Genomic DNA, 23,203 nt, shown 5'->3' on the forward strand with positions numbered 1-23,203 from the left:
CTAATCTGTCTTTACCTATTTTCTTAATGGGATTTTTTGAAAATATCATGAAAATAGTTTCCTATTTCCAATTCTCCCTTATTATATCACAATTTAGAATGATTCTTAAGGAAAGAATGATAGTTCAAATAAGCAATATCTGTATTGCAAAAGCCAGCGTTTTTTGACGCTGGCTTTAAAGCTGTGAATATTCTTTCTCAACTAGATCGCTTCTGTGACAAAACTACGGCTTTCTAGCACCTTGAGCATGGCATTAGCTGTATCTAGAGCTGTAAAGAGTGGTACACCGTGTTCAATGGCTGAACGACGGATTTGCTCACCATCTTCGTCAGCAGTTCGTTTGGTTCCGACAGTATTGATGATCGCTTGGATTTTCCCTTTGCGGACAAAGCTTGGGATATCTTGTTCATCGTCACCGATCTTACCAACAGGCTGAGCATGCAATCCATGGCTAGCAAAGAAGGCTGCAGTTCCTTCTGTCGCGAGGATACCGTAACCGATATTTTGGAAACGACGAGCCAAGTCCAAGGCTTCTTCTTTAGCATCATCAGCGATGGTAAATACAACGTTACCAAAGGTTGGCAAGTGTAAGTAAGAAGCTTCAAAAGCTTTATAGAGAGCTTTTTCAAGAGTTGTATCAGAACCCATGACTTCACCTGTTGATTTCATTTCAGGACCGAGCAAGCTATCTACCTTAGCTAACTTGGTGAAGGAGAAGACTGGAGCCTTGATATGAACGCGAGTACTTTCAGGGTAAAGTCCATCTTGGTAACCAAGTTCTCCAAGTTTTTGACCAAGAATGAGCTTAGTCGCTACCTGAGCCATAGGAATATTAGTTACCTTAGAAAGGAATGGCACTGTACGGCTGGCACGTGGATTAACCTCAATAACATAGACTTTTTCATCCTTGATGACAAACTGGATGTTCATCATCCCAAGACAGTTGAGGCCGATTGCTAGGCGTTTAGTATAGTCTGCGATGGTTTCCTGCACCTTTTGAGACAAGGTTTGTGGTGGGTAAACGGCCATTGAGTCACCTGAGTGGACACCAGCACGTTCGATATGCTCCATGATACCAGGGATGAGGACATTTTTTCCATCTGAAATGGCATCAACTTCACACTCTTGCCCAACGATGTAAGAGTCAACAAGGACTGGGTGGTCTGGACTGGCCTTAACAGCGGTACGCATGTAAGAACGGAGATCTTCTTCGTTTTCAACGATTTCCATGGCACGTCCACCCAAGACATAAGATGGACGAACGAGGACTGGGAAACCAATCTTGCGAGCAGCAAGCACAGCTTCTTCTTCATTAGTCGCTGTTTGGCCTGGTGGTTGTGGAATATCCAAGTCTTTAAGGGCTTGCTCGAAGAGGTCACGGTCTTCGGCACGGTCTAGGTCAGCAACCTGTGTGCCAAGGATGGTCACACCTGCTTTTGCCAAGGGCTCCGCAAGGTTGATAGCTGTTTGACCACCAAACTGAATGATGACTCCTTTTGGTTGTTCCAAATCAATGACATTCATCACATCTTCAAATGTCAATGGTTCAAAGTAGAGTTTATCAGATACAGAGAAGTCGGTTGAAACTGTCTCTGGGTTTGAGTTCATGATGATGGCTTCGTAGCCAGCAGCCTGAATCGCCTTAACAGAGTGAACAGTTGCATAGTCGAATTCAACCCCTTGACCGATACGGATTGGACCTGAACCTAGGACAAGGACAGATTCCTTATCAGACTTGATAGACTCATTTTCCCAACCATAGGTTGAATAGAAGTATGGTGTTTCAGAGTCAAACTCCGCTGCACAGGTATCGACCATCTTATAGACTGGAACAATCTTGTTTTCCAAACGTAGTTGGCGAACTTGGTCAGCTGTCGTTTTCCAGAGTTCCGCAATCTTACGGTCTGAAAATCCATTGAGTTTAGCTGTTTTCAAGACTTCTAGATCTTGTGGATGGGCACCTAATTCTTGCTCAATTTCAAAGATGTGCAAGAGTTTATCCAGATAGAAGATATCAATCTTTGTCAATTCAGCAATTTCTTCTGGTGTGTAACCACGGCGAATGGCTTCTGATACGTAGAAGAGACGGTCATCTTGAGCCTTGACAACCTTTTCAATCAAGGCATCATCAGAAACGGTTGCCAGTTCAGGCATTTCATTGTGGTGAACGCCAATTTCAAGTGAACGACATGCTTTTAGAAGAGATTCCTCGATGTTACGACCGATGGCCATGACTTCTCCAGTTGCTTTCATCTGAGTTCCAAGACGACGCTCACCTTTTTCAAACTTGTCAAATGGGAAACGTGGAATCTTAGCAACGACGTAGTCAAGAGCTGGTTCAAACATGGCATAAGTTGAACCTGTAACTGGGTTGATGACCTCATCCAGAGTCAAACCAACGGCAATCTTGGCAGCCAATTTGGCAATCGGATAACCCGTCGCCTTAGAAGCAAGGGCTGACGAACGCGATACACGAGGGTTTACTTCGATAACATAGTACTTGAAGCTATGCGGATCAAGGGCCAGCTGAACGTTACATCCACCTTCAATCTTGAGGGCGCGAATGATGCTCAAGCTGGCATCACGAAGCATTTGGTTTTCATAGTCTGACATGGTTTGAGCAGGTGCAAATACGATAGAATCCCCTGTGTGAATTCCAACTGGGTCAAAGTTTTCCATGTTACAAACAACCAAAGCATTATCAGCTGAATCGCGCATGACTTCGTACTCGATTTCCTTGAAACCTGCAATGGAACGCTCAATCAAACATTGGGTAACAGGTGACAGTTTCAACCCATTTTCAGCGATTTCACGAAGTTCTTCCTCGTTGGCACACATACCACCACCAGTACCACCTAGGGTAAAGGCTGGACGAACGATAACAGGGTAGCCGATTGATGCCGCAAAGGCAACTGCTTCTTCAACTGTATTGACAATTTCAGATTCTGGAATTGGTTGCTCAAGCTCTTCCATCAATTGTTTAAAGAGGTCACGGTCCTCTGCTTGGTCAATGGCAGACAATTTAGTTCCCAGTAGTTCGACACCCAATTCATCTAGAATGCCATTTTTAGACAATTCCATGGCCATATTGAGCCCTGTTTGACCACCAAGAGTTGGAAGCAAAGCATCTGGACGTTCCTTACGGAGAATACGAGTTACAAACTCAAGTGTGATTGGCTCGATGTAGACCTTGTCCGCAATCTCCTTGTCCGTCATGATGGTGGCAGGGTTTGAGTTCACCAAGACAACTTCATAACCTTCCTCTTTCAAAGACAAGCAGGCCTGGGTCCCCGCATAGTCAAACTCAGCAGCCTGACCAATAATAATCGGACCAGAACCAATCACCATAATTTTTTGAATATCAGTACGTTTAGGCATTTATAAGATATTAAGGGCGTCAAGCGGACAAAGCTAAAATAGGAGTTATGACGAAGAACTGTCAGTTCTAGGAATAACTATCTTTTTAGCACCGTCCGTAGCCCGTATTCAGTTCAGCAAATACGGACCACCCTTCTCCTTTCTATTTGGCAACTCTCGGGTTGCCATTAAATAAATTCTCCGACGATTTTTTAGAGAAACGATATTTTTCGATAAAAAATCTAGTGCAGGGAGTTTTTAGTTCGCCCAATAGCGACTAAAAGAAACGACCTGCCTTTCTATTCGTCGCCTCACAGAGCGACATTAAATAAGATACAAAGGACGAATAGAAAGCGATTGAATTTTAGGAAACCAAGGAAGGATTGACAATCCAGGTTGGTTTCTCTAAATTCCGAGCTTTCCGTTCGTGTTCAGTTACATAAATTCTCTAACGAGCTTTTACTCGTTCTTAGTTTGTTTGTTTAAAAGCTTCCATCATCTCGATAAACTCGTCAAATAGGTAGCTTGCGTCGTGTGGACCGGGAGCTGCATCTGGGTGGAATTGTACAGAAAAACCTGGTTGGTATCTGTGGCGAACTCCTTCAACTGATTTGTCATTGATTTCTTCGTGGGTGATGATCAAATGCTCTGGCAAGTCCTCACGGCTGACTGCATAACCATGGTTTTGGCTGGTAAAGTCTACACGTCCTGTTGCAATCTCACGTACCGCGTGGTTAAATCCACGGTGACCAAATTTCATCTTGTAGGTCTTAGCCCCGTTTGCCATAGCAAAGAGTTGGTGCCCCATACAAATTCCGAAGATTGGGATTTTTCCTTGCACACCACGAATCATGTCCAGTGCTTCTGGAACATCTTCTGGGTTACCTGGACCATTTGATAACATAACTCCATCAGGATTGAGGTGGAGAATTTCTTCTGCCGTTGTTGAATACGGAACAACCGTAACGTTACAGTTGCGCTTAGAAAGTTCACGTAGAATTGAGTGCTTGAGCCCAAAGTCTACTAAGACCACGCTCAAACCAACTCCTGGAGCTGGATAGGAAGTTTTAGTAGAAACTTGTTTGATATTGTCTGTCGGCAAGACTGTTGCTTGGAGCTGGTCCGTCACATGGTCCATACTGTCCCCAACGTGAGTCAAGGTTGCACGCATGGTACCATGCTTACGGATAATCTTGGTAAGTGCACGCGTATCAATCCCTGAAATACCTGGAATTTTCTTAGCTTTCAAAAATTCATCCAAGGTCATTTGGTTGCGCCAGTTGCTAGCTCGACGCGCTTCTTCGAAAACGACAACTCCCTTACAAGTTGGAATGATGGATTCGTAATCATCACGATTAATGCCATAATTTCCTACCAAAGGATAGGTAAAGGTCAAGATTTGCCCATTATAAGACTGGTCAGTAATGGATTCTTGATAGCCTGTCATCCCTGTATTAAAGACGATTTCGCCTGTTACATCTATATCTGCTCCGAAGGCCTTGCCTTCAAAAACTGTGCCATCTTCTAATACTAGAAGTCTTTTTGTCATATTTTCACCTCTCGTGGACGCTCACTGGCGTCTTTTAACGTCTTGTGTTTTAGTTGGCGTTTCTACTCGCCAGTACGGATTCTAAGATTGCCATTCGAACAAAGACACCGTTGGTCATTTGTTGGACAATGCGTGATTTTGATGCTTCAACCAAGTGGTCAGCAATTTCCACATCTCGATTAACTGGAGCAGGATGCATTATGATTGCTGTTTCTTTTAAGCGATTATAGCGTTCTTGGTTCAAACCGTGTTGAGCATGGTAATCTTCTTTTGAAAAAACGGCTCCACTATCATGGCGTTCATGTTGAACGCGGAGTAACATCAAAACATCCACCCGATCAACAATCTCATCAATAGTTACAAACTGTCCATAGTCCGCAAACTCTTGACTTCTCCATTCCTCAGGTCCTGCAAAGAACAGTTCAGCTCCCAAGCGTTTCAAAATCTGCATATTGGATTTGGCAACGCGTGAGTGGTCCAAGTCGCCTGCAATAGCAACCTTGAGACCCTCAAAGTGGCCAAATTCCTCATAAATAGTCATCAAATCAAGCAAGCTCTGGCTAGGATGTTGTCCCGAACCATCACCACCATTGATAATAGAAGTTGTAATCGACGGACTCGCAATCAACTCTCTGTAATAGTCAACCTCTGGGTGGCGAATCACACAGACATCCACTCCTAGAGCAGATAGTGTCAAGATGGTATCATACAGTGTCTCACCCTTATTGACCGAACTAGTCTTCACATCAAAGTCAAGTCGTTCCAGCCCCAGCTTAATCTCTGCCACTTCAAAGGACTTATGTGTCCGTGTAGAATCCTCAAAGAAGAGATTCGATACGATAGATTTGTTCTCGTAAGGAAGTTGGGCTCCGTTTTTAAACTCGATTCCTCGTTTGATCAATTTCATCACTTGATCAACTGTAAGGTCTTCCATAGAAACCACATGGTTCAATGCTTGTTGATTTTCTGACATGGCTACTCCTTCAGCTTTCTAAGCTTCTTCAGTAATCAGAACTCTGTCTTGGCCATCAAGTTCTGTCATCTCTACGATGATTTCTTCAGAACGACTAGTTGGAATATTTTTCCCAACGTAATCTGGACGGATAGGCAATTCTCTATGTCCACGATCAACTAACACCGCTAAACTCACGCGCGCAGGACGACCATGTCCAACAATATTATCAATAGCAGCACGGATAGTACGGCCTGTATAGAGTACATCATCCACCAAGATAACTTCACGGTCTGTCACATCAACAGAAATCAAAGAAGTATCTTCTCCGCTTTTAACATCATCACGGAAAGGCTTGGTGTCCAATTCCACAACAGGAACAGTGATGTTTTCCAACTGCTCCAAGCGTTCTTTGATACGATGAGCGATGAAAACACCACGCGTTTTTATCCCAGCTAGGATAATTTTATTCAAATCTTTATTGCGCTCAATAATCTCATAAGTAATTCGCGTAATCGCTCGTTTGACAGTCAATTCGTCTACAACTTCTTTTGTCTTCATGACAAACCTCCAAAAAGAAAAGTCTCCTTCTACAAGGAGACTTGAAATGTATAGCCAAGCGAGCCCTACTATAAACAGTATAGACTTCACCCTTCTACTTTATCGCGCTCCTTGCCTGCCTCACGGGACAGGTTTAAAGGACTATTTAGTTATCATTTACTATAGCACAAAGCACCCTTAAAATCAAGCAAAAACTTTTTCAGAGTCCCCTTAAACATTACTAAAATCATATAACTGGGGATAGTGGTCACATTCTGGATTTTTAGGATGACAGATAGCTCGTCCAAAGTAAATCATGGCCTGGTGAGCTGCTAACCATTCTTCTGGTGGCAAGACATCCATAACACGTTTCTCTACTTCAAGTGGCGTAGCTGATTTTTTAACGATATCGTGATGCTTACAGATACGCTCCACATGAGTATCCACTGCAAAGGCTGGGATCCCAAAGCCCACACTCATGACAACATTGGCTGTCTTACGACCAACACCTGCTAGACTTTCTAATTCCTCTCGAGTCTGAGGCACTTGACCATCAAAATCCTCTAGTAACTGTTGGGCACATTTTTTAAGGAATTTAGCCTTATTTCGATACAGTCCCAGGCGAGAAATGTGTGAAGCAATTTCACTCTCTGTCGCTACAGACATGGCTTGTGGCGTTGGAAAAGCAGCAAAGAGACCTGGTGTGGCCTTGTTTACCGCTGCATCTGTGGTCTGGGCTGACAACATCACCGCAACCAAGAGTTCAAAATGATTGGTAAAATCAAGACTAGGCTTAGCATCTGGAAAAAGGGCAATAATTTCCTCTATGACATGACGGGCACGTTTCTTGGATAAAACCATCTACTCGTCTCCATCAAACAGTCCTTGCAAGCCAGCAAATGGACTGTTTTCTTCTTTTTTGACTGCTTGTTGAGCTTGGTATTCATCTTCAGTCATGATTTGCCAGTCATTTCCTGACACAAAACCTTGGCCCGCCTCTTCTTCTGCCGTCAAGACTTTGATAGGGATATTGAGCAGAATATTATCTGCTACGCTCTCAGCAAGGTCGATTTCCCCATTTTCGATAGGCAAGACCAAGTCATCATCAAGAACCTCCTGGTCCAGTTGGTTGGTCGCTCCTTCCATGAAGACCTCTGTGACTGGATAAGACTCAGCCAACTCAACTGGCTCCATACTGCGGCTGGAAGCAAGGACAATGGTATATGACAACTGATAGTCTAAGAAATACAGACGGTCTTCGTACTGCACCTTCCCCACTGCAAGGATATCTTTGACATCTAAAATTTCTTGATTCCGTTTACGCAAGTCTGCGACAAGGTCTAAAGTTTGTTCAAAGTGTAGGCCTTCAGGTTGCTTACGAATTTCTTGAATGTTTAACTTCATATTTCCTCCATAAAGATGTACTCACTTGATTATACCATGAAAAGGCTATAAGTCAGCTTTCCAAACTTTGATATTAAAATCTCATTTTTTAACATATTTACTATGACAAACCTTCCTATTAGTGCTATACTATAGGCAAGAATAGATCAGAGCAAGGAGGATGCTCATATGGAAGACAAAGCACTCATCACCGAAGCTTATCAACTCCTTTCCGAGTTAAATAAAAGCTACCAAAGCTGCAAACAAGGAACAGCCGATGATCTTCGACTACAAGAGCTGCTGAACACCACTCTTAAGGAACTAAAAAAAGCAGAAAAGCTGGACAACAGTATCTTAATCAACCTTGAGAAATTTTACCAACGTACCAGTCTTCTGATTGGACTAGGGAGCCTAAAACTAAACAATCAAGCTCGCACTGCTTGGCGAAACTATGACAAGTTCCACTACGAACATGTCAAACACGTACTGACTCTCTATGGACCTGTTTTCGGATTTTAGAGCTTGAAATTACTTGTTTTCTATTGACAAAATTTCCTGAATGGTATAGGATAGAGGTACTAATACTCGGAGGTAAGGGAGACATGAACAACTAAGTCTATCAAATAAAGAATCTTTATTTAGTAGATCTTGTTTTTGTCTCTTTTTTGTGTGCTCTTTTTATACTAGATTTTCTAGTATCTTGTCCTCACTGAAAATCGAAAAACTAGAAAGCTATGCTCCTCTTGGGTTGGGTTAGGCAGCTCCAAGCTAGTTTGACGAGTTTTTCAACGAGGATAATAGAGTTTTGACAGTGACTTTGGGCTCTACTAGATAAAGTAGAGCTTTTTGTTATGCACTATCGACATTTTAGAAAGGGCAACAATATGATAAAAATCAATCATCTAACTATCACGCAAAACAAAGATTTACGAGACCTTGTATCTGACTTAAGCATGACTATCCAAGACGGGGAAAAGGTTGCTATTATTGGTGAAGAAGGAAATGGTAAATCGACTTTGCTGCGAGCTTTAATGGGGGAAGCATTGCCTGATTTCACTATCAAGGGAGACATCCAGTCTGACCTTCAGTCACTGGCCTACATTCCTCAAAAGTTACCTGAGGAGCTGAAAAAAAGAACTCTACATGACTACTTCTTTTTGGATCCTGCTGATTTAGACTACAGCATTCTTTATCGTTTGGCGGAGGAGTTGCATTTTGATAGTGATCGCTTCGCTAGTGACCAAAAGATTGGGAGCCTCTCAGGGGGCGAAGCATTGAAAATTCAGCTCATCCATGAGTTAGCAAAACCTCTTGAGATTCTTTTTTTAGATGAACCTTCAAATGACCTGGATCTTGAGACGGTTGATTGGCTAAAAATGCAGATACAGAAGATGAGGCAAACCGTTATTTTCATTTCCCATGATGAAGACTTTCTTTCTCAGACGGCAGATACTATTGTCCACTTGCGACTGGTCAAGCATCGGAAAGAAGCAGAAACGCTAGTCGAGCATTTAGACTATAATCGCTATAGTGAGCAGAGAAAGGCTAATTTTGCCAGACAAAGCCAGCAAGCTGCTAACGACCAGAGAGCCTATAATAAAACCATGGGAAAACATCGTCGCGTTAAGCAGAATGTAGAAAATGCTTTGCGAAATACTAAAAATGATGTTGTTGGGCGCCTATTGGCTAAAAAGATGAAAAATGTACTCTCTCAAGAAAAACGCTTTGAAAAGGAAGCCCAGTCCATGACCCAAAAGCCACTTGACGAGGAACAAATCCAACTTTTCTTTTCAGACATCCAACCATTACCGGCTTCTAAAGTCTTAATCCAACTGGAAAAAGAAAATTTATCCATTGGCGAGCGCATTTTAGTTCAGGGGATACAACTCACTGTCCGTGGCCAAGATAAAATCGGTATCATCGGGCCAAATGGTGTTGGGAAATCAACTCTGTTAGCCAAGTTGCAGCAACTACTAAGCGCCAAAAGAGAAATTTCACTTGGTTATATGCCACAAGATTACCATAAAAAACTGCAATTGGAGATGTCACCAGTAGCCTATCTCAGCCAAGCCGGACAAAAAGAGGAACTACAGAAAATCCAATGTCATTTAGCCAGTCTCAATTTCAGCTATCCTGAGATGCACCACCAAATCCGCTCCCTATCTGGCGGGCAACAAGGTAAACTCCTACTTTTGGATTTAGTGTTGCGCAAACCAAACTTTCTCCTTCTGGATGAGCCCACACGAAACTTTTCTCCCACTTCTCAACCCGAAATCAGAAAACTCTTTGCCTCCTATCCCGGCGGTCTCATCACTGTTTCGCATGACAGACGCTTCTTAAAAGAGGTCTGTACGAGTATCTATCGTTTAACAGAAAATGGTTTGGAAGTCGTTGATTTACAAGATTTATAAATGTTGAACATAGCAAAAATCCAGAGAGATTTCTCTGGATTTTTTTACATCTGTTTCAAACGTTCAATTCGTTCTGAGATAGGTGGGTGGGTATAAAAGAGTTTTTGAAGTCCGCCACTTTTCTTAGGATCATTGATATAAAGAGCGCTGCTGGCATCGTCAACATGGTGATGCATCGGCTCGCTATTCTCCAACTTACGCAAGGCATTGATCATCCCTTGAGGATTGCGAGTCAGTTCCACACTGGATGCATCCGCTAGAAATTCCCTCTGACGGGAAATTGCAAGTTGCACCAAGGTTGCTGCCAAGGGAGCCAAAACAATTGCTAGGAGAGAGATGACAAGCATGATAATCTCCAAACCATTTCCATCACGATCATTATCACTCCGTCTTCGACCTGCGCCACCCCACCACATCATCCGTCCTGCCATACTAGACAGAAGGGTAATGGCACTGGCAAGGGCAACAGCAATGGTCGAAATGCGGATATCGTAGTTTCGAATATGACTGACCTCATGCCCCATAACAGCTTCCAGTTCCTCGCGATTCATGATAGCCAGAAGGCCCGAAGTGGCTGCGACAGCTGCATTCTGCGGATTCGAACCTGTCGCAAAGGCATTTAAAGAAGAATCCTCAATGATGAAAACACGTGGCATGGGAATCTGAGCGACCATAGCCATATCTTCTACTACATGGTAGAGGTCTGGGGCTGTTTGCTCATCAACCTCACGCGCCCCATTCATAGACATGACAATCTCTGTCGATTGAAAGATCATGGTCAGAGCGTAGATAAGACCAATGATCAAGGCAATAATCATGCCCCCAAGACCTGAACGCATAAAGAGATAGCCAACAGCATAACCAACCAAGGCCAAGAGTAGGAAGAAAACCAACAACAAAATCCAAGTTTTTCGTTTATTGCTCGCAATTTGATCAAACAACATCTTAGTCACCTAAACCGCTAAAGTCAACTTTAGGAACTGCCTTTTCCTCTTCAGGTGTTTGAAGGAAGTCTGCAGCTTTAAAGCCAAATAGTCCTGCGATGATGTTACTTGGGAAGCTTTCAAGTTTTACATTGTAGTTGCTGACAACACTGTTGTAGAGTTGGCGTGAGTAAGAAATTTTATTTTCTGTATTGGTCAACTCTTCTTGCAATTTGATAAAATTAGCACTAGCTTTCAAGTCTGGGTAATTCTCTGCTACTGCAAAGATACCAGAAATCTGGCGGGTAAGGGCATCACTGGCCTTCATAGCTTCTGCCGGTGAAGTTGCTGTGGCTACTTGTCTACGAAGTTCTGTTACTTTTTCCAAAGTAGAACCTTCATATTTCGCATAGCCTTTGACTGTTTCAATCAAGTTTGGGAGGAGATCATTACGACGCTTCAACTGAACATCGATCTGGCTCCAAGCCTCCTTGGTCTGCATACGATTTTTAACCAAACCGTTATAGCTAACAATCACAAAAATAACAATCAGAGCCAAAACTCCAAGAATAATCCAAGTCATAATCTTATTCCTTTCTGCTTTTAGATTACTACCAGTATATCAAAATTTTAATGAATATGGTAAAATAAGATGATACTAGAGAAGGAAACTACTATGAAACCAGAAACATTTTACAGCCTACTAGCTGAGCAAAATCTTCCACTTTCGGACCAGCAAAAGAACCAATTTGAACGGTATTTTGAACTCTTGGTCGAGTGGAATGAAAAGATTAACCTGACCGCTATTACAGACAAGGAAGAGGTTTATCTCAAACATTTTTATGATTCGATTGCACCTATTCTGCAAGGCTTGATTTCAAATGAAACTATCAAACTTCTTGATATCGGGGCTGGGGCAGGATTTCCTAGTCTACCCATGAAAATCCTCTATCCTCAGTTAGATGTGATCATCATTGATTCGCTCAATAAGCGCATTAACTTCCTTCAGCTTTTAGCTCAGGAGTTGGATTTGGATGGTGTTCACTTCTACCATGGACGGGCAGAAGACTTTGCCCAAGACAAGAACTTCCGTGCCCAGTTTGATGTGGTGACGGCTCGTGCGGTTGCCCGTATGCAGGTTTTGTCTGAGCTGACCATTCCCTATCTTAAAGTCGGTGGCAAACTATTGGCACTCAAGGCCAGCAATGCTCCTGAGGAATTGCTAGAAGCCAAGAATGCCCTCAACCTCCTCTTTAGTAAGGTAGAGGAAAACCTCAGCTACGCCCTACCAAATGGAGATCCGCGCTACATCACTGTGGTCGAAAAGAAAAAGGAAACACCTAACAAGTACCCAAGAAAGGCTGGCATGCCCAACAAACGCCCACTTTAAACAATAGTGCGCCCTTGTTTAAAGTTCAGAAAACAATTTACAAAATCAACCTCGCTTTCTTATTTTTAGGCTCGGGGAAAATTCGTTTACAAAACGAACCTCGCTCTCGCATTTCCGGGCTCGGGAAAAATTCGTTTACAAAACGAATTTTTTCTGCTATACTATCCTAAGCAAAGGTTTTTAATGTCATCCTGTGAGGTGACGAAGGCGCAGATTTATATAAATTTTTAAAAGATAGCTATTTTTTAAAAAGTCTTACTCTGAGGGCCTATTGCTGCAAAATAATGGGCTCTTTTTTGGTGCCCAAAAGTGAGGTTTTTATGAAACAGGAATCAACTGTTGACTTGTTACTAGACGTTGATCAACGTCCTTCTGCTGGTAAAGGTATTCTTCTAAGCTTCCAGCACGTATTTGCCATGTTTGGTGCAACCATTCTCGTTCCCTTAATTTTGGGAATGCCCGTATCGGTTGCTCTCTTCGCATCCGGTATTGGAACACTTATCTACATGATTTCTACTGGCTTTAAGGTTCCAGTTTATCTAGGTTCTTCATTCGCCTTTATCACAGCTATGTCTCTAGCCATGAAAGAAATGGGGGGCGATGTATCTGCTGCTCAAACGGGGGTAATCTTGACTGGTTTTGTCTATGTCCTTGTAGCAGCAAGTGTTCGTTTTGCAGGTACGAAATGGATTGATAAACTCTTGCCACCAATCATTATCGGACCTATGATTATCGTTATCGGTCTTGGTCTTGCTGGTTCTGCTGTAACGAATGCTGGACTTGTAGCAGACGGAAACTGGAAGAACGCTCTTGTAGCTGTCGTGACGTTCTTGATTGCCGCCTTTATCAATACAAAAGGAAAAGGTTTCCTTCGTATCATTCCTTTCCTCTTTGCCATCATCGGTGGGTATATCTTCGCTATGATGCTTGGTTTGGTTGACTTTACCCCAGTTCTTCAAGCCAATTGGTTTGAAATTCCTGGTTTCTACTTGCCATTTAGTACAGGTGGAGCCTTTAAAGAGTACAACTTGTACTTCGGTCCTGAAACAATCGCCATCTTACCAATCGCTATTGTAACCATTTCAGAACACATCGGAGACCACACAGTTTTAAGCCAAATCTGTGGCCGTCAATTCCTGAAAGAACCAGGACTTCACCGTACGCTTCTCGGTGACGGTATTGCGACATCTGTATCTGCTTTCCTCGGTGGACCAGCCAATACGACCTACGGAGAAAATACAGGAGTTATCGGGATGACTCGTATCGCTTCTGTCTCTGTTATCCGTAACGCGGCCTTTATCGCCATTGCTCTTAGCTTCCTAGGTAAATTCACTGCCTTGATTTCAACCATTCCAAATGCTGTGCTTGGTGGCATGTCCATCCTTCTCTACGGGGTTATCGCCAGCAATGGTTTGAAAGTTTTGATTAAGGAACGCGTTGACTTCAGCCAAATGCGTAACCTCATCATCGCAAGTGCCATGTTAGTACTTGGACTTGGTGGAGCCATCCTCAAACTTGGCCCAGTTACACTTTCAGGTACTGCTCTATCAGCCATGACAGGAATCATCTTGAACTTGATTTTGCCACACGAAAATAAAGACTAATCATCTATACACACAAAATCCACTCGATTGAGTGGATTTTTTAATTACTTACTCTTTATTTCCAGCAGTAAATCTTTCAATGAAATAATGGTCACGGCTAGTAAAATCATAGACATACCGACAAAATCAATCGCATAAAACTGTTCCTTTATAATCAGAAAGGCAAAGAAAACGGCAGAAATTGGCTCTATGGAAGCCAATAAACTAGACTTAACAGGGCCTATCAGACTAGCTCCCTTTAGGAAAGCTGTATAGGTAAAGACCGTTCCGATGATGATAATCCCAGCAAATGCAAAGAGAAAATCTAAGCTGGTTGGTATGCTGGCTTGCAAAACTCCTGTGAAGGGAATAGCCACTATACCAGAAATAACCATCCCAACACCAATCACCAAAATACTGCCCCACTTCTTAATCAAAACGATGGGAAGGATGATATAGAGGGCATAGGTTAGGGCAGAAAAGAGGCCCCAGAAAAGTCCAGCAGGTGTGACAGACAACTGGTCAACTTTCCCATGCGTCGCGATAAGAAACGTTCCTCCAATTGCTAAACCAATCGAAATAATCTCAGCCAGAGTAGGCGCCACCTTGTCCTTGATACAGGTATAAACCAAGATCCCAACGGGGCATACATACTGGAGAACTGTCGCCGTTCCAGCATTGGTTTCCTGAATGGCAGAAAGATAGGCAAACTGGTTTAAGAAAAGTCCAAACAGGGCAAATAGCAAAAGAGATAGTAGACTTTTTCTGTCTTTTAAAAAAGCATAGAGTTTATCCTTTGAAGTCATATATGATAAGGCTACCAGTGCCAAGCCTGCAATGATAAGCCGCAAATTGGTCAAGACTAAAGCAGAAATCCCGTGTGCCATTAGGTATTGGCCACTGGTTCCAGAAAAGCCCCAAGCAATCCCTGCCACTACTGTATACAGAGTTCCTTTTACGGTTTTTGACATACTTCTTCCTACTCCTCTTGACGAATCATTTCCATGACTTGATTTCGATCGACTATCCACTGGGCACGCTCATCCTTCTCATACGTTCGATTGGATAAAAAGATAGCCGCTTCTTGTTTCTCTCGATTCCACATGATAAAGGTACCAGTATAACCCGTATGGTCGAGCCAAGCCCCTTCCAGATTCCAGGCTAGAGACCGCTCCTTATCATCTAAGGGAGAAAAATTTCGGCTCAATTCTGCTGCAAAATCATCTTTCAAATAATGTTCCAGAAAGGTCTGCAAATCCTTAACAGTCGAAAATAAACCAGCACTTCCTGCGTGTTTCCCTAATAGACGAGCTTTGGGATCGTGAATGATTCCGGCCTCTACTCCTCTCACTGTTGGTACAGCTTGCTCAACGGGGCCGAACTTGGTTCCCGTCATTCCCCATGGTCCCAAAACTTGTTCTTCTATAATCTGATCCAAGTCTTGGTCAAAGATTTTTTCCAAAAGAAATCCTAAGAGTAAAAAGTGAACGTCCGAGTATAGGAAGGCTGACTTATTTCGTCTGTTGAGGTGAAACATAGCTTCTTTTAATTCAGGGGCAGTCAAGAGGTCCCGATTTGGAATAAAGGGGTCTAAATCTGTAGCATGGGTCAAAAGTTGCCGTATAGTGATATCAGGATAATCACACTCCGGTAAAAAATCCGTCACCGGTCGATCAATATCTAATTTGCCCTGCTGCCACAAGAAGATAAGAACCGTCCCCACTCCCACGACCTTACTCACACTGGCCAAATCATAAACCAAACCGGTTTCTGTCTTCAAGTCTCGTTCTGGATCACTCAATCCTAGATAAGACTCTTTCCATTCACCATCCTTATAATACGCAAAAGAGGCCCCGGGATAAATCCCTGCCTCGATTTGATTTTCTATTTTTCTTAGAATTTTTTCCAACTTCATGCTTCTTCAAACCACAATTCAATGTTATTGGTATCTTTACCAAGGAAGAATTTTTTAGACTTAGGGACAAAGTAGCCTGTCTTTTCAAATTTCTGACGAAGACTGGTTAGATCAAAATTCTTGACTAAAAATTTTAACATCGTCAAATCCCAAGTGACATTGTTTTCAACAGCCAAATCTGGTCCTTGTCCTTTAGTAAAGGTAATTACTGGCGCTACTCCTTCGGGATCAAGTAAACTCTCTGTCCCTTCAGGTAAACGCAACTCCATAGAAACCTCAAATTGGCTCACGTATTTTATACTTGTATTTGAATAAAATTCAGGAACAGTTTCCAGTGGAACCAAATCTCTTATATCATCTTCTGCATGAACAAGGATCACATCCTCTTCAGGAGAAACAATCTCAAAAGCATACCCACGGTTTCCTTTAAATAGGCGAGGAAGAGACTTCATCTGAGAAAGGAGGGCCTCGATTTCAGAAGGATTCTCAACCTTTATCAAGAGTCTAGCTAGCTTCTTAAGCCCTTCAACTCTGCGTGTTCGCATGCTTGGAGCCTCTTCTAAAATCAATCTTTCAGTACCTGTCTGATCACCTAAGGAAAGAAAGGCAGACTCTTCCAGCAAAGGTTTCATCCCTAGGGTTTCAATGTAAAATTTTTCATTTAATTTTCGATTATTAACTTTCAAAGTCGGAACGATCCGAACAATCTCATTCACATTCATAAATTCCTCCAACTCTTTTATTTTAAAGGATTTTCGAATATTTTACAAGCCATATCTATTTTATTTAGAAATTTTATAACAAAAAAACTGGGATTCCCCAGTTTTATTTTTTATAGGTAAAGTAGTTTAAATAGTGCTACTGCTGCAATACCCGCTGCAATTGGAGCTACAACCGGAACCCATGCATACCACCATTTTGAATCACCCTTGTGTTGACCAAGAACTGATTTTGGAAGGAGTTCATGAAGAAGACGTGGTCCAAAGTCACGAGCTGGGTTCAAACCAGGTCCAGTAGGTCCACCGAGTGAAGTTACCAAGGCCATTACTAGGAAACCAAGTGCCAAGTGCGCAACTGAGATCCCAGCAGCTGTATGTGGAGCTACTTGAGCTTTCACTGCCAATTCACTTAAATCAACAGTTTGTCCAGCTTGAGTAGCCATTTGTTTCATGTATTGAAGAACCTCAGCACCAAAGAAGTTTTTAGTCAAACCAAGTGCTGCAAAGAAAAGAACAAATGAACCTACAAACTCATTGAGGAAACCGTTAACAGTAGCTGCAAAACGTGATTCTTTTGTACCGTGGTCGATGCTTGAAATCGTTGAGAAGGTACCCAAGATATTGTTTGGATTTTCTGTCTTCAAGTAGTAAGGACGGTGAGTCGCTACAACCAAAGCTTGACCAAAGATTGCTCCCAAAACTTGTGCTAGGATGTAATATGGTACTTGCTCCCAAGAGAAAAGTCCACTAACAGCAAGTCCAAGAGTGAAAGCTGGGTTGATGTGGTTACCAGATACATTACCAAACATCAAGGCTGGGATCATAACCCCCATACCATAACCAACCGCGATAACGAGCCAGCCACTTTGGTGACCTTTCGTACCTTTAAGTTCAACGTTAGCAACTGCACCATTACCAAGAATGATCAAAATAGCAGTTCCCAAGAATTCTGTGGCATATTTAATAGCCCATGTAAAATCCATTTGATAGATTCTCCTTAAATTTTTTTAGACAATCCTTATTCTATCAATTTTTAGGCCTTTTAGCAATATCTTTTCTAAAAGAATCTCTGGAAAACGCTTTATTTAACTTATCTTTAAGAAAAGGACAAAAGAAGTCAAACTCCTTTTGTCCTAATCGTTATTCTTGACGTTGACCAAAATCTGCAATCATCTGCTCCATCTCTTGGCGACTCGGAGTGGTCAACATATAAAGGTAGTCCCCTTGTAGCTCTGCAAAGGCTGCTGGCATGATTTTTTTGACCTTGAATTGCTGGCTGTACTTAGCAAGCAAGTCTTCTTCTGAATAGACATAGTTTGCATTGGCACGACGTGATGTAGCTAGACAGTATTGAGGTTCAAACTCTGATGCTGGGAACTCTTCTCCTGCGACAATAGCTGCATAACCTCGGTAGAGATCCAAGGAGTGGGCAAAGTTATAAACATCAATGGTAAAGCCACCTGCAGGACGGTTATTGTACTCAATGGCAATGTAGTCATCCCCGTCACGGAAAAACTCGATATGGAAAAAGCGCTCTTTCATACCAAATTCCTTGACAATGGCCTCGCCATACTTGCGCAGTTTGGGATCCATATCCTTGAGTACATAGTAGGAATTGTCCATCTTATAAATCATGAGATCAAGTGGTGTATGGGCGTAGTCGAAAGTCGTTGAAAAGACGATGTTGCCATCTTTGTCCACAAGCCCGTCAAAGGTACAGATTTCGCTAGAAGTGACAAATTTTTCAAAGAAATAAACGGTTGAATGGTCCCATTCAGCCTTAAAGTGATTTACATCGTCTTCTGTCTCAAGCTTAAAGGTTGCTGCCGCTCCCACTCCATTATCAGGTTTGGCAATCATTGGTAGACCGATTTCGGTCACTGCTTTATCCACATCTGCTTCCGTATGGATAACAGCACCAGGTACCACAGGGACACCTGCTTTTTTGAAAAGTTTCTTCATCTCAGACTTATATTTGGTCTTTTTGAGATCCTCTGGTTTGGCACCAAAGACATTAAATTGCTCACGAAGTGTTGCGTCCAGCTCAAGCCAGTATTCATTGTGGGACTCGATGCGGTCGATTGGTCCATGCTTGTAGAACAGAAAGGCAACAGCACGTTTGACTTCGTCTATGTTCTCAAGATTGTCCACACGGAAATACTCGGTCATGCTATTGCGCAAAGGTTCATCTAGTTGTTCGTAAGGTTCTTGACCAATCCCCAAAACGGTGATGCCTTTATTGGCTAGCTCGATGGTAAACTGTTGGAAGTTTTGCGGATAGTAGGGAGAAATAACAAGGTAATTCATAGGCAACTCCTTTTATAGATACAGGTGTCCAAGAAAATAGGGCATTTGTTTACGCCACCATTCCCAGTCGTGGGCAACATCGTGCCCCCATTCAGCAAACCATGCTGGAATTTGTTTCTGGTCAAAGGCTTCTTTGAGCTTGTAGAAGGATGGCAGACCATCTTGTTCCCAAGCACCGAGACCTGTACAGACGACAATCTCAGCCTGACGGTAACGATCGATAAACCATCCGTCATTCTGATTCCAAATATAATCGACTGGAGAGTTTTGGTAAATGGCATCGTCATTGTAGTAATCTCCAACGAAGAAGCGGGCATCATAAACACCACTGAGGGCAATAACCTTGGTAAAGACATCTGGATGCTGGAGGAAGAAATTGAGTGCATGGTAGGCTCCCATCGAACACCCCGTCGTCATCATCCCATCAAACCAACCTGTCTTATGCTTGATAAAAGGAGTCGCCTCCTCAATCACATAACGTTCGTAAGCTCGATGCATCTCCGCTTGGTCATGACTATTTTTCCAAGTAGCCAGCCAGCTCTCACTATCCACACTAGATAGGGTAAAGAATTGGACACGGCCTTCTTCGATAAAGGAAGCACAGGCATCAATCATGCCAAAATCATAGTATTCATTGTGACTGCCACCAGATGAAGCAAAAACCACAACTGGAATCCCAGCATGTCCATAACGGTTGAGGTACATTTCACGGTTGAGGTGGCCACTCCAGTGGCTAAGGTTTTCAATATGCATTGGCTTTCTCCTTTCCTAACTTACCATTTCTCTGCAAAAAATCGGAGACAGTCTGGTAAATTTTCCGACCAAGGTATTTCACTATGGATAGCACCAGACTGAACTTTCAGGACTAGATTATCCAAGCCTACTCCACCTGCAATCAAATCATGGTAATAGCGAAGCGACGAGTCGATATAGGCTTGCTTGATATTGCCAGCCATCAAGGTCTTATCCGTATCGTCTGCTTCTTCTGTCCCTACATAGATGAAAATGCGCTGTTCAGGCGTCAATTTCTTGCGCTCGATATAGCGGTTAAAGGCTTCTTGGTGAAGCCAGTTAGCAGATGAAAAGACACCTAGACAACCAATTCGGTCTTGGTACTCTAGTCCGATAAACTGGGTAATATTGCCTCCTAGTGACGAACCAATCATAGCCGTATGCTGGCGATCAGCTTTAGTACGGTAGGTCTCATCAATAAAAGGCTTGACCACCTCCATGACAAACTCGGCATACTCCACACCCTTACCACCAAACTGCTGGCCTGGGATAGGAGATTCTTGAAACTTCCAAGCCGCATACTCATTCATCCGTCCCATACCATCATTGTCAATAGCAACAACAATCATGCGACTGATGTCAGGATTCCGCTTAATGGCTGGAATAATCTTCCAAGAGTGTCCGATATAGGACTCCTTGCTGTAAAAGACATTTTGCCCATCATGAAAGTAAACAACAGGGTAAAAACGGTCTGTGTCTTTCTCATAATCCTTTGGCAGGAGCACACGCACACGACGCTCTTTTCCAGTATAAGGAACCTTGAGTTTGTGTTCTTTCATTTTTAAGTAAAAGTAGGAATGATTCATTGTCAGAAAACTCTCTATATTCAAAATTTTATCTCATTATACCATAAAAATAGAAAAAAAGTCAGTAATTGTCCATTTTAAGGATAAATAACTAACTTTTTTCATTTAATATTCTAAATTCTTCTGGATTTTCTGATTAGAGGAGATTATCAATTAACTCATCGACAGCATCTTTTTCAGCTTGAGGTGTGATCTTAGTGATCATAATCCCTGCCACTGCTCGCTCAACCAAGCCTTCAACATCCATGCGTTTTTCATACTGCTCAGCATTCTCTATCTTAGGATTAGTCTTAGGACGATCAGGCGCAAAAATAGTACAGCAGTCCTCAAAAGGCTGAATTGAAATTTCAAAGGTATCGATTTCCTGCGCGATGTCAATGATTTCCAACTTGTCCATCGTAACCACGGGACGAATAATTGGAGTGCTAGTCACAGCGTTGATCGTCTGCATGCTTTCCAAAGTTTGGCTAGCTACTTGACCAAGACTTTCCCCATTGATGATAACTAAACCATTTCTCACCTCTCGAATACGGTCGGTAATGCGCATCATAAAACGACGGGTCAAGGTCATGAGGTAGGCTTCTGGCGCTTTAGCCTTGATTTCCTCTTGAATCTCTGTAAAAGGCACCTCGATAAACTGAATATTGCCCCCAAATTTAGTCAATTTGCGGGTCAAATCTTGGGCTTTTTTAAGAGCACCAGGACTCGTGTATGGCGGACTGGCAAAGTGAACCGCCTCAATATCTACCCCACGTTTAAGAGCTAGATAACCTGCTACAGGTGAGTCAATCCCTCCTGACAACATGAGCATGCCTTTACCAGAACTTCCCACAGGTAATCCTCCTGCTCCCCGAAAGGTTTCATAGGAAAGATAGGCAGCCTCTTCACGAATCTCAACCTGAAGATTAATATCTGGATTTTTCATCTGAGCTTGTACGTTTGGAATAGCCTCGAAAACAGCTCCACCAAGAGTTTGATTCAGTTCACGACTATCTAATTCAAAGTTGTGGTCGCTACGCTTACTAGTGATTTTAAAGGTCATCCCTTCCTTGTAGATTTCCTTCATAATCTCTTGGACAGCAGACTTCAGAACGTCCACTGACTTTTCAATCTTATACACAGGAGAAAAGTTTTGAATCCCAAAGACTTGTTTGAGCGATTCTGCAACTGCGGTATAATCAGCTCCATTGAGGTAAGCGTGAGCACGGTCGCGATCTGCGGTTACCTTAACTTGAGGATAGATAGACAAAACGTCTGAAATATTATTACGAAGTTTATTGATGAAACGCATACGATTTTTGTGTTTGGTTGACAATTCTCCATAGCGAATCATAATCTCTGAATACTGCATAAATGCTCCTATCTTACTTTTCTAGTTTGATTGTAAATTAATTTTAGCTTGGTCAAGAACTGCTCGACTTGACTCATATCATTTTCCAAGTCTAGGCTTAGGCGAACAGCTGACTGGGCCTTATCTTTGTCCACTCCCATGGCTATCAAGGTGCCTGCAGGTTTCCCTGCCTTGGACGAACAAGCAGAGGTTGTGGAAATGAAAATATCATAGTCTTCAAATGCATGAACGATGACTTCTCCACGAACCCCCTTAATCCCAAAAGTCAGGATATGAGGGGCAAAGTCTTCCTCATCCGAAAAGACAAAAATATCTTGATAATCCAGAATGGCTTGACGAATGACTGCCTTCATCTGCCCTGTCTTACTAGCAAAGATATCTAACTTTTCCATAGATAAACGGAGAGCTTTGGCTGTCGCTGCAATCCCTGCTACATTTTCAGTTGTCGAACGATAGTCTCGCTCCTGACCACCACCAGTTAAAAGAGGCGTAATCTTCTTACCAGACTTGATATAGACAAAGCCAACTCCTCGCACACCATGAAACTTATGGCTCGAAAAGGTTGCAAAATCCACTCGATTCGTCAGGTATTTTTCAGTCGGAATCTTAGCAAGTGCCTGAACTGCATCAACGTGGAAGGAAATAGTCGGCTTATCTGCCAACAGTTCTGAGATAGCCTCAATAGGCTGGATAGATCCGATTTCATTGTTAACTGCCATGACCGAAATTAACGTTGTATCCGATCGAATCAAACTTGCTAGAGCCTTGACATCTACAAATCCTTTCTCATCAACTGGGACAAAATCTACCTCAAAACCTTGACTTTTCAGCCAGATGGCTGACTCCTTGACTGCTGGATGCTCAATGGCTGATACGATGATGTGCTTGCCAAACTGGGCTTTTTCAAAGGCCACACCCTTGATGATCCAGTTATCCCCTTCTGTTCCGCCAGAGGTAAAGAAGATTTCATCACTCTTCTTCCCAATCAAATCTGCAATTTGCTGCCGAGAAGCATCTAAAATTCGTGTTGCCTGGTCTCCCAAACGATGGAGACTGGATGGATTTCCTACAATTTTTGAAGCGACCTGCATGTAAGTTTCAAGTGCTTCAGGATAAGGCTTAGTTGTCGCCGAATTATCAAAGTAGATCATGTTTTCTCACGCTTTCTAAAATCACTCCTTCTATTGTATCACGAAAAGAGACCTGCGACAAGAAAGGGAGTTTT

The 23,203-nt window shown here is 42.6% G+C and carries 21 protein-coding genes; 4 read left to right on the forward strand and 17 right to left on the reverse strand.

All coding sequences use genetic code 11. From position 1 onward, the window contains the following. Window positions 1-201: 201 nt before the first annotated feature. The 6 genes from carB to A6J84_RS04415 all read right to left on the reverse strand — a co-directional run bounded on the left by carB (window position 202) and on the right by A6J84_RS04415 (window position 7,802). Entirely contained in the window at window positions 202-3,378 is a 3,177-nt protein-coding gene (gene carB, locus A6J84_RS04390; RefSeq protein WP_095726130.1) for a carbamoyl-phosphate synthase large subunit, read from the reverse strand. A 448-nt stretch (window positions 3,379-3,826) separates the two neighbouring features. Beyond that, window positions 3,827-4,906: a carbamoyl phosphate synthase small subunit gene (locus tag A6J84_RS04395; RefSeq protein WP_000166849.1), complete on the reverse strand. Its 1,080-nt coding sequence runs from the start codon at window positions 4,904-4,906 to the stop codon at window positions 3,827-3,829. A 49-nt stretch (window positions 4,907-4,955) separates the two neighbouring features. Further along, on the reverse strand, window positions 4,956-5,879 hold the full coding sequence (locus A6J84_RS04400) for an aspartate carbamoyltransferase catalytic subunit (RefSeq protein WP_095726131.1): 924 nt from the start codon (window positions 5,877-5,879) through the stop codon (window positions 4,956-4,958). Between the two features lie 18 nt (window positions 5,880-5,897). Beyond that, complete coding sequence (gene pyrR, locus A6J84_RS04405; RefSeq protein WP_000850018.1) at window positions 5,898-6,419, reverse strand: bifunctional pyr operon transcriptional regulator/uracil phosphoribosyltransferase PyrR; 522 nt, start codon at window positions 6,417-6,419, stop codon at window positions 5,898-5,900. Between the two features lie 210 nt (window positions 6,420-6,629). After that, a complete protein-coding gene (nth, locus tag A6J84_RS04410) occupies window positions 6,630-7,259 on the reverse strand; it encodes an endonuclease III (RefSeq protein WP_042767713.1) in 630 nt (209 codons plus the stop codon). Then, the gene (locus tag A6J84_RS04415) at window positions 7,260-7,802 is read right to left on the reverse strand and encodes a YceD family protein (RefSeq protein ID WP_084973899.1); all 543 of its coding nucleotides are present in this window, start codon (window positions 7,800-7,802) and stop codon (window positions 7,260-7,262) included. 168 nt (window positions 7,803-7,970) lie between these two features. Here A6J84_RS04415 and A6J84_RS04420 point away from each other — a divergent pair, with 168 nt between their 5' ends. Both A6J84_RS04420 and A6J84_RS04425 read left to right on the forward strand, forming a co-directional pair. Beyond that, window positions 7,971-8,300, forward strand: a complete 330-nt coding sequence (locus tag A6J84_RS04420) for a hypothetical protein (protein ID WP_000389552.1) — start codon at window positions 7,971-7,973, stop codon at window positions 8,298-8,300. Window positions 8,301-8,632: 332 nt separating this feature from the next. After that, entirely contained in the window at window positions 8,633-10,192 is a 1,560-nt protein-coding gene (locus A6J84_RS04425) for an ATP-binding cassette domain-containing protein (RefSeq protein ID WP_095726132.1), read from the forward strand. Window positions 10,193-10,236: 44 nt separating this feature from the next. Here the strand turns inward: A6J84_RS04425 and htpX are convergent, their stop codons facing one another. After that, window positions 10,237-11,136 (reverse strand): zinc metalloprotease HtpX, encoded by a 900-nt coding sequence (gene htpX, locus A6J84_RS04430; RefSeq protein WP_095726133.1) that lies wholly within the window; start codon window positions 11,134-11,136, stop codon window positions 10,237-10,239. 1 nt (window position 11,137) lies between these two features. After that, complete coding sequence (locus tag A6J84_RS04435; protein WP_049479068.1) at window positions 11,138-11,698, reverse strand: LemA family protein; 561 nt, start codon at window positions 11,696-11,698, stop codon at window positions 11,138-11,140. 93 nt (window positions 11,699-11,791) lie between these two features. Between A6J84_RS04435 and rsmG the strand changes: the two genes are divergently transcribed. Continuing rightward, window positions 11,792-12,505: a 16S rRNA (guanine(527)-N(7))-methyltransferase RsmG gene (gene rsmG / locus A6J84_RS04440; protein WP_095726134.1), complete on the forward strand. Its 714-nt coding sequence runs from the start codon at window positions 11,792-11,794 to the stop codon at window positions 12,503-12,505. Window positions 12,506-12,825: 320 nt separating this feature from the next. Then, window positions 12,826-14,109 (forward strand): uracil-xanthine permease family protein, encoded by a 1,284-nt coding sequence (locus A6J84_RS04445; protein WP_049506041.1) that lies wholly within the window; start codon window positions 12,826-12,828, stop codon window positions 14,107-14,109. 44 nt (window positions 14,110-14,153) lie between these two features. Here A6J84_RS04445 and A6J84_RS04450 read toward each other — a convergent pair whose 3' ends face one another. The 9 genes from A6J84_RS04450 to A6J84_RS04490 all read right to left on the reverse strand — a co-directional run bounded on the left by A6J84_RS04450 (window position 14,154) and on the right by A6J84_RS04490 (window position 23,129). Further along, window positions 14,154-15,059 (reverse strand): DMT family transporter, encoded by a 906-nt coding sequence (locus A6J84_RS04450; protein WP_095726135.1) that lies wholly within the window; start codon window positions 15,057-15,059, stop codon window positions 14,154-14,156. Window positions 15,060-15,067: 8 nt separating this feature from the next. Next, window positions 15,068-16,003: a serine hydrolase domain-containing protein gene (locus A6J84_RS04455; RefSeq protein WP_095726136.1), complete on the reverse strand. Its 936-nt coding sequence runs from the start codon at window positions 16,001-16,003 to the stop codon at window positions 15,068-15,070. Then, complete coding sequence (locus A6J84_RS04460; protein WP_095726137.1) at window positions 16,000-16,725, reverse strand: CppA N-terminal domain-containing protein; 726 nt, start codon at window positions 16,723-16,725, stop codon at window positions 16,000-16,002. Before A6J84_RS04460 ends, A6J84_RS04455 begins: the two co-directional genes overlap by 4 nt. Window positions 16,726-16,835: 110 nt before the next feature. After that, window positions 16,836-17,705 (reverse strand): aquaglyceroporin Gla, encoded by an 870-nt coding sequence (gla, locus tag A6J84_RS04465; RefSeq protein WP_000348117.1) that lies wholly within the window; start codon window positions 17,703-17,705, stop codon window positions 16,836-16,838. Between the two features lie 157 nt (window positions 17,706-17,862). Continuing rightward, the gene (locus A6J84_RS04470; RefSeq protein ID WP_095726138.1) at window positions 17,863-19,029 is read right to left on the reverse strand and encodes an ATP-grasp domain-containing protein; all 1,167 of its coding nucleotides are present in this window, start codon (window positions 19,027-19,029) and stop codon (window positions 17,863-17,865) included. A gap of 12 nt (window positions 19,030-19,041) precedes the next feature. Further along, window positions 19,042-19,782 carry an esterase family protein gene (locus tag A6J84_RS04475; RefSeq protein ID WP_095726139.1) on the reverse strand — a complete coding sequence of 247 codons (741 nt, stop codon included), beginning with the start codon at window positions 19,780-19,782 and terminating at the stop codon, window positions 19,042-19,044. A gap of 20 nt (window positions 19,783-19,802) precedes the next feature. Continuing rightward, window positions 19,803-20,627 carry an alpha/beta hydrolase gene (locus tag A6J84_RS04480; protein WP_001016818.1) on the reverse strand — a complete coding sequence of 275 codons (825 nt, stop codon included), beginning with the start codon at window positions 20,625-20,627 and terminating at the stop codon, window positions 19,803-19,805. Window positions 20,628-20,763: 136 nt separating this feature from the next. After that, complete coding sequence (thiI, locus tag A6J84_RS04485) at window positions 20,764-21,978, reverse strand: tRNA uracil 4-sulfurtransferase ThiI (RefSeq protein ID WP_095726140.1); 1,215 nt, start codon at window positions 21,976-21,978, stop codon at window positions 20,764-20,766. Window positions 21,979-21,986: 8 nt separating this feature from the next. Then, the gene (locus A6J84_RS04490) at window positions 21,987-23,129 is read right to left on the reverse strand and encodes a cysteine desulfurase family protein (RefSeq protein WP_095726141.1); all 1,143 of its coding nucleotides are present in this window, start codon (window positions 23,127-23,129) and stop codon (window positions 21,987-21,989) included. Window positions 23,130-23,203 lie beyond the last annotated feature (74 nt).

The sequence above is a fragment of the Streptococcus sp. FDAARGOS_256 genome (assembly GCF_002289235.2).
Lineage (GTDB): Bacteria > Bacillota > Bacilli > Lactobacillales > Streptococcaceae > Streptococcus.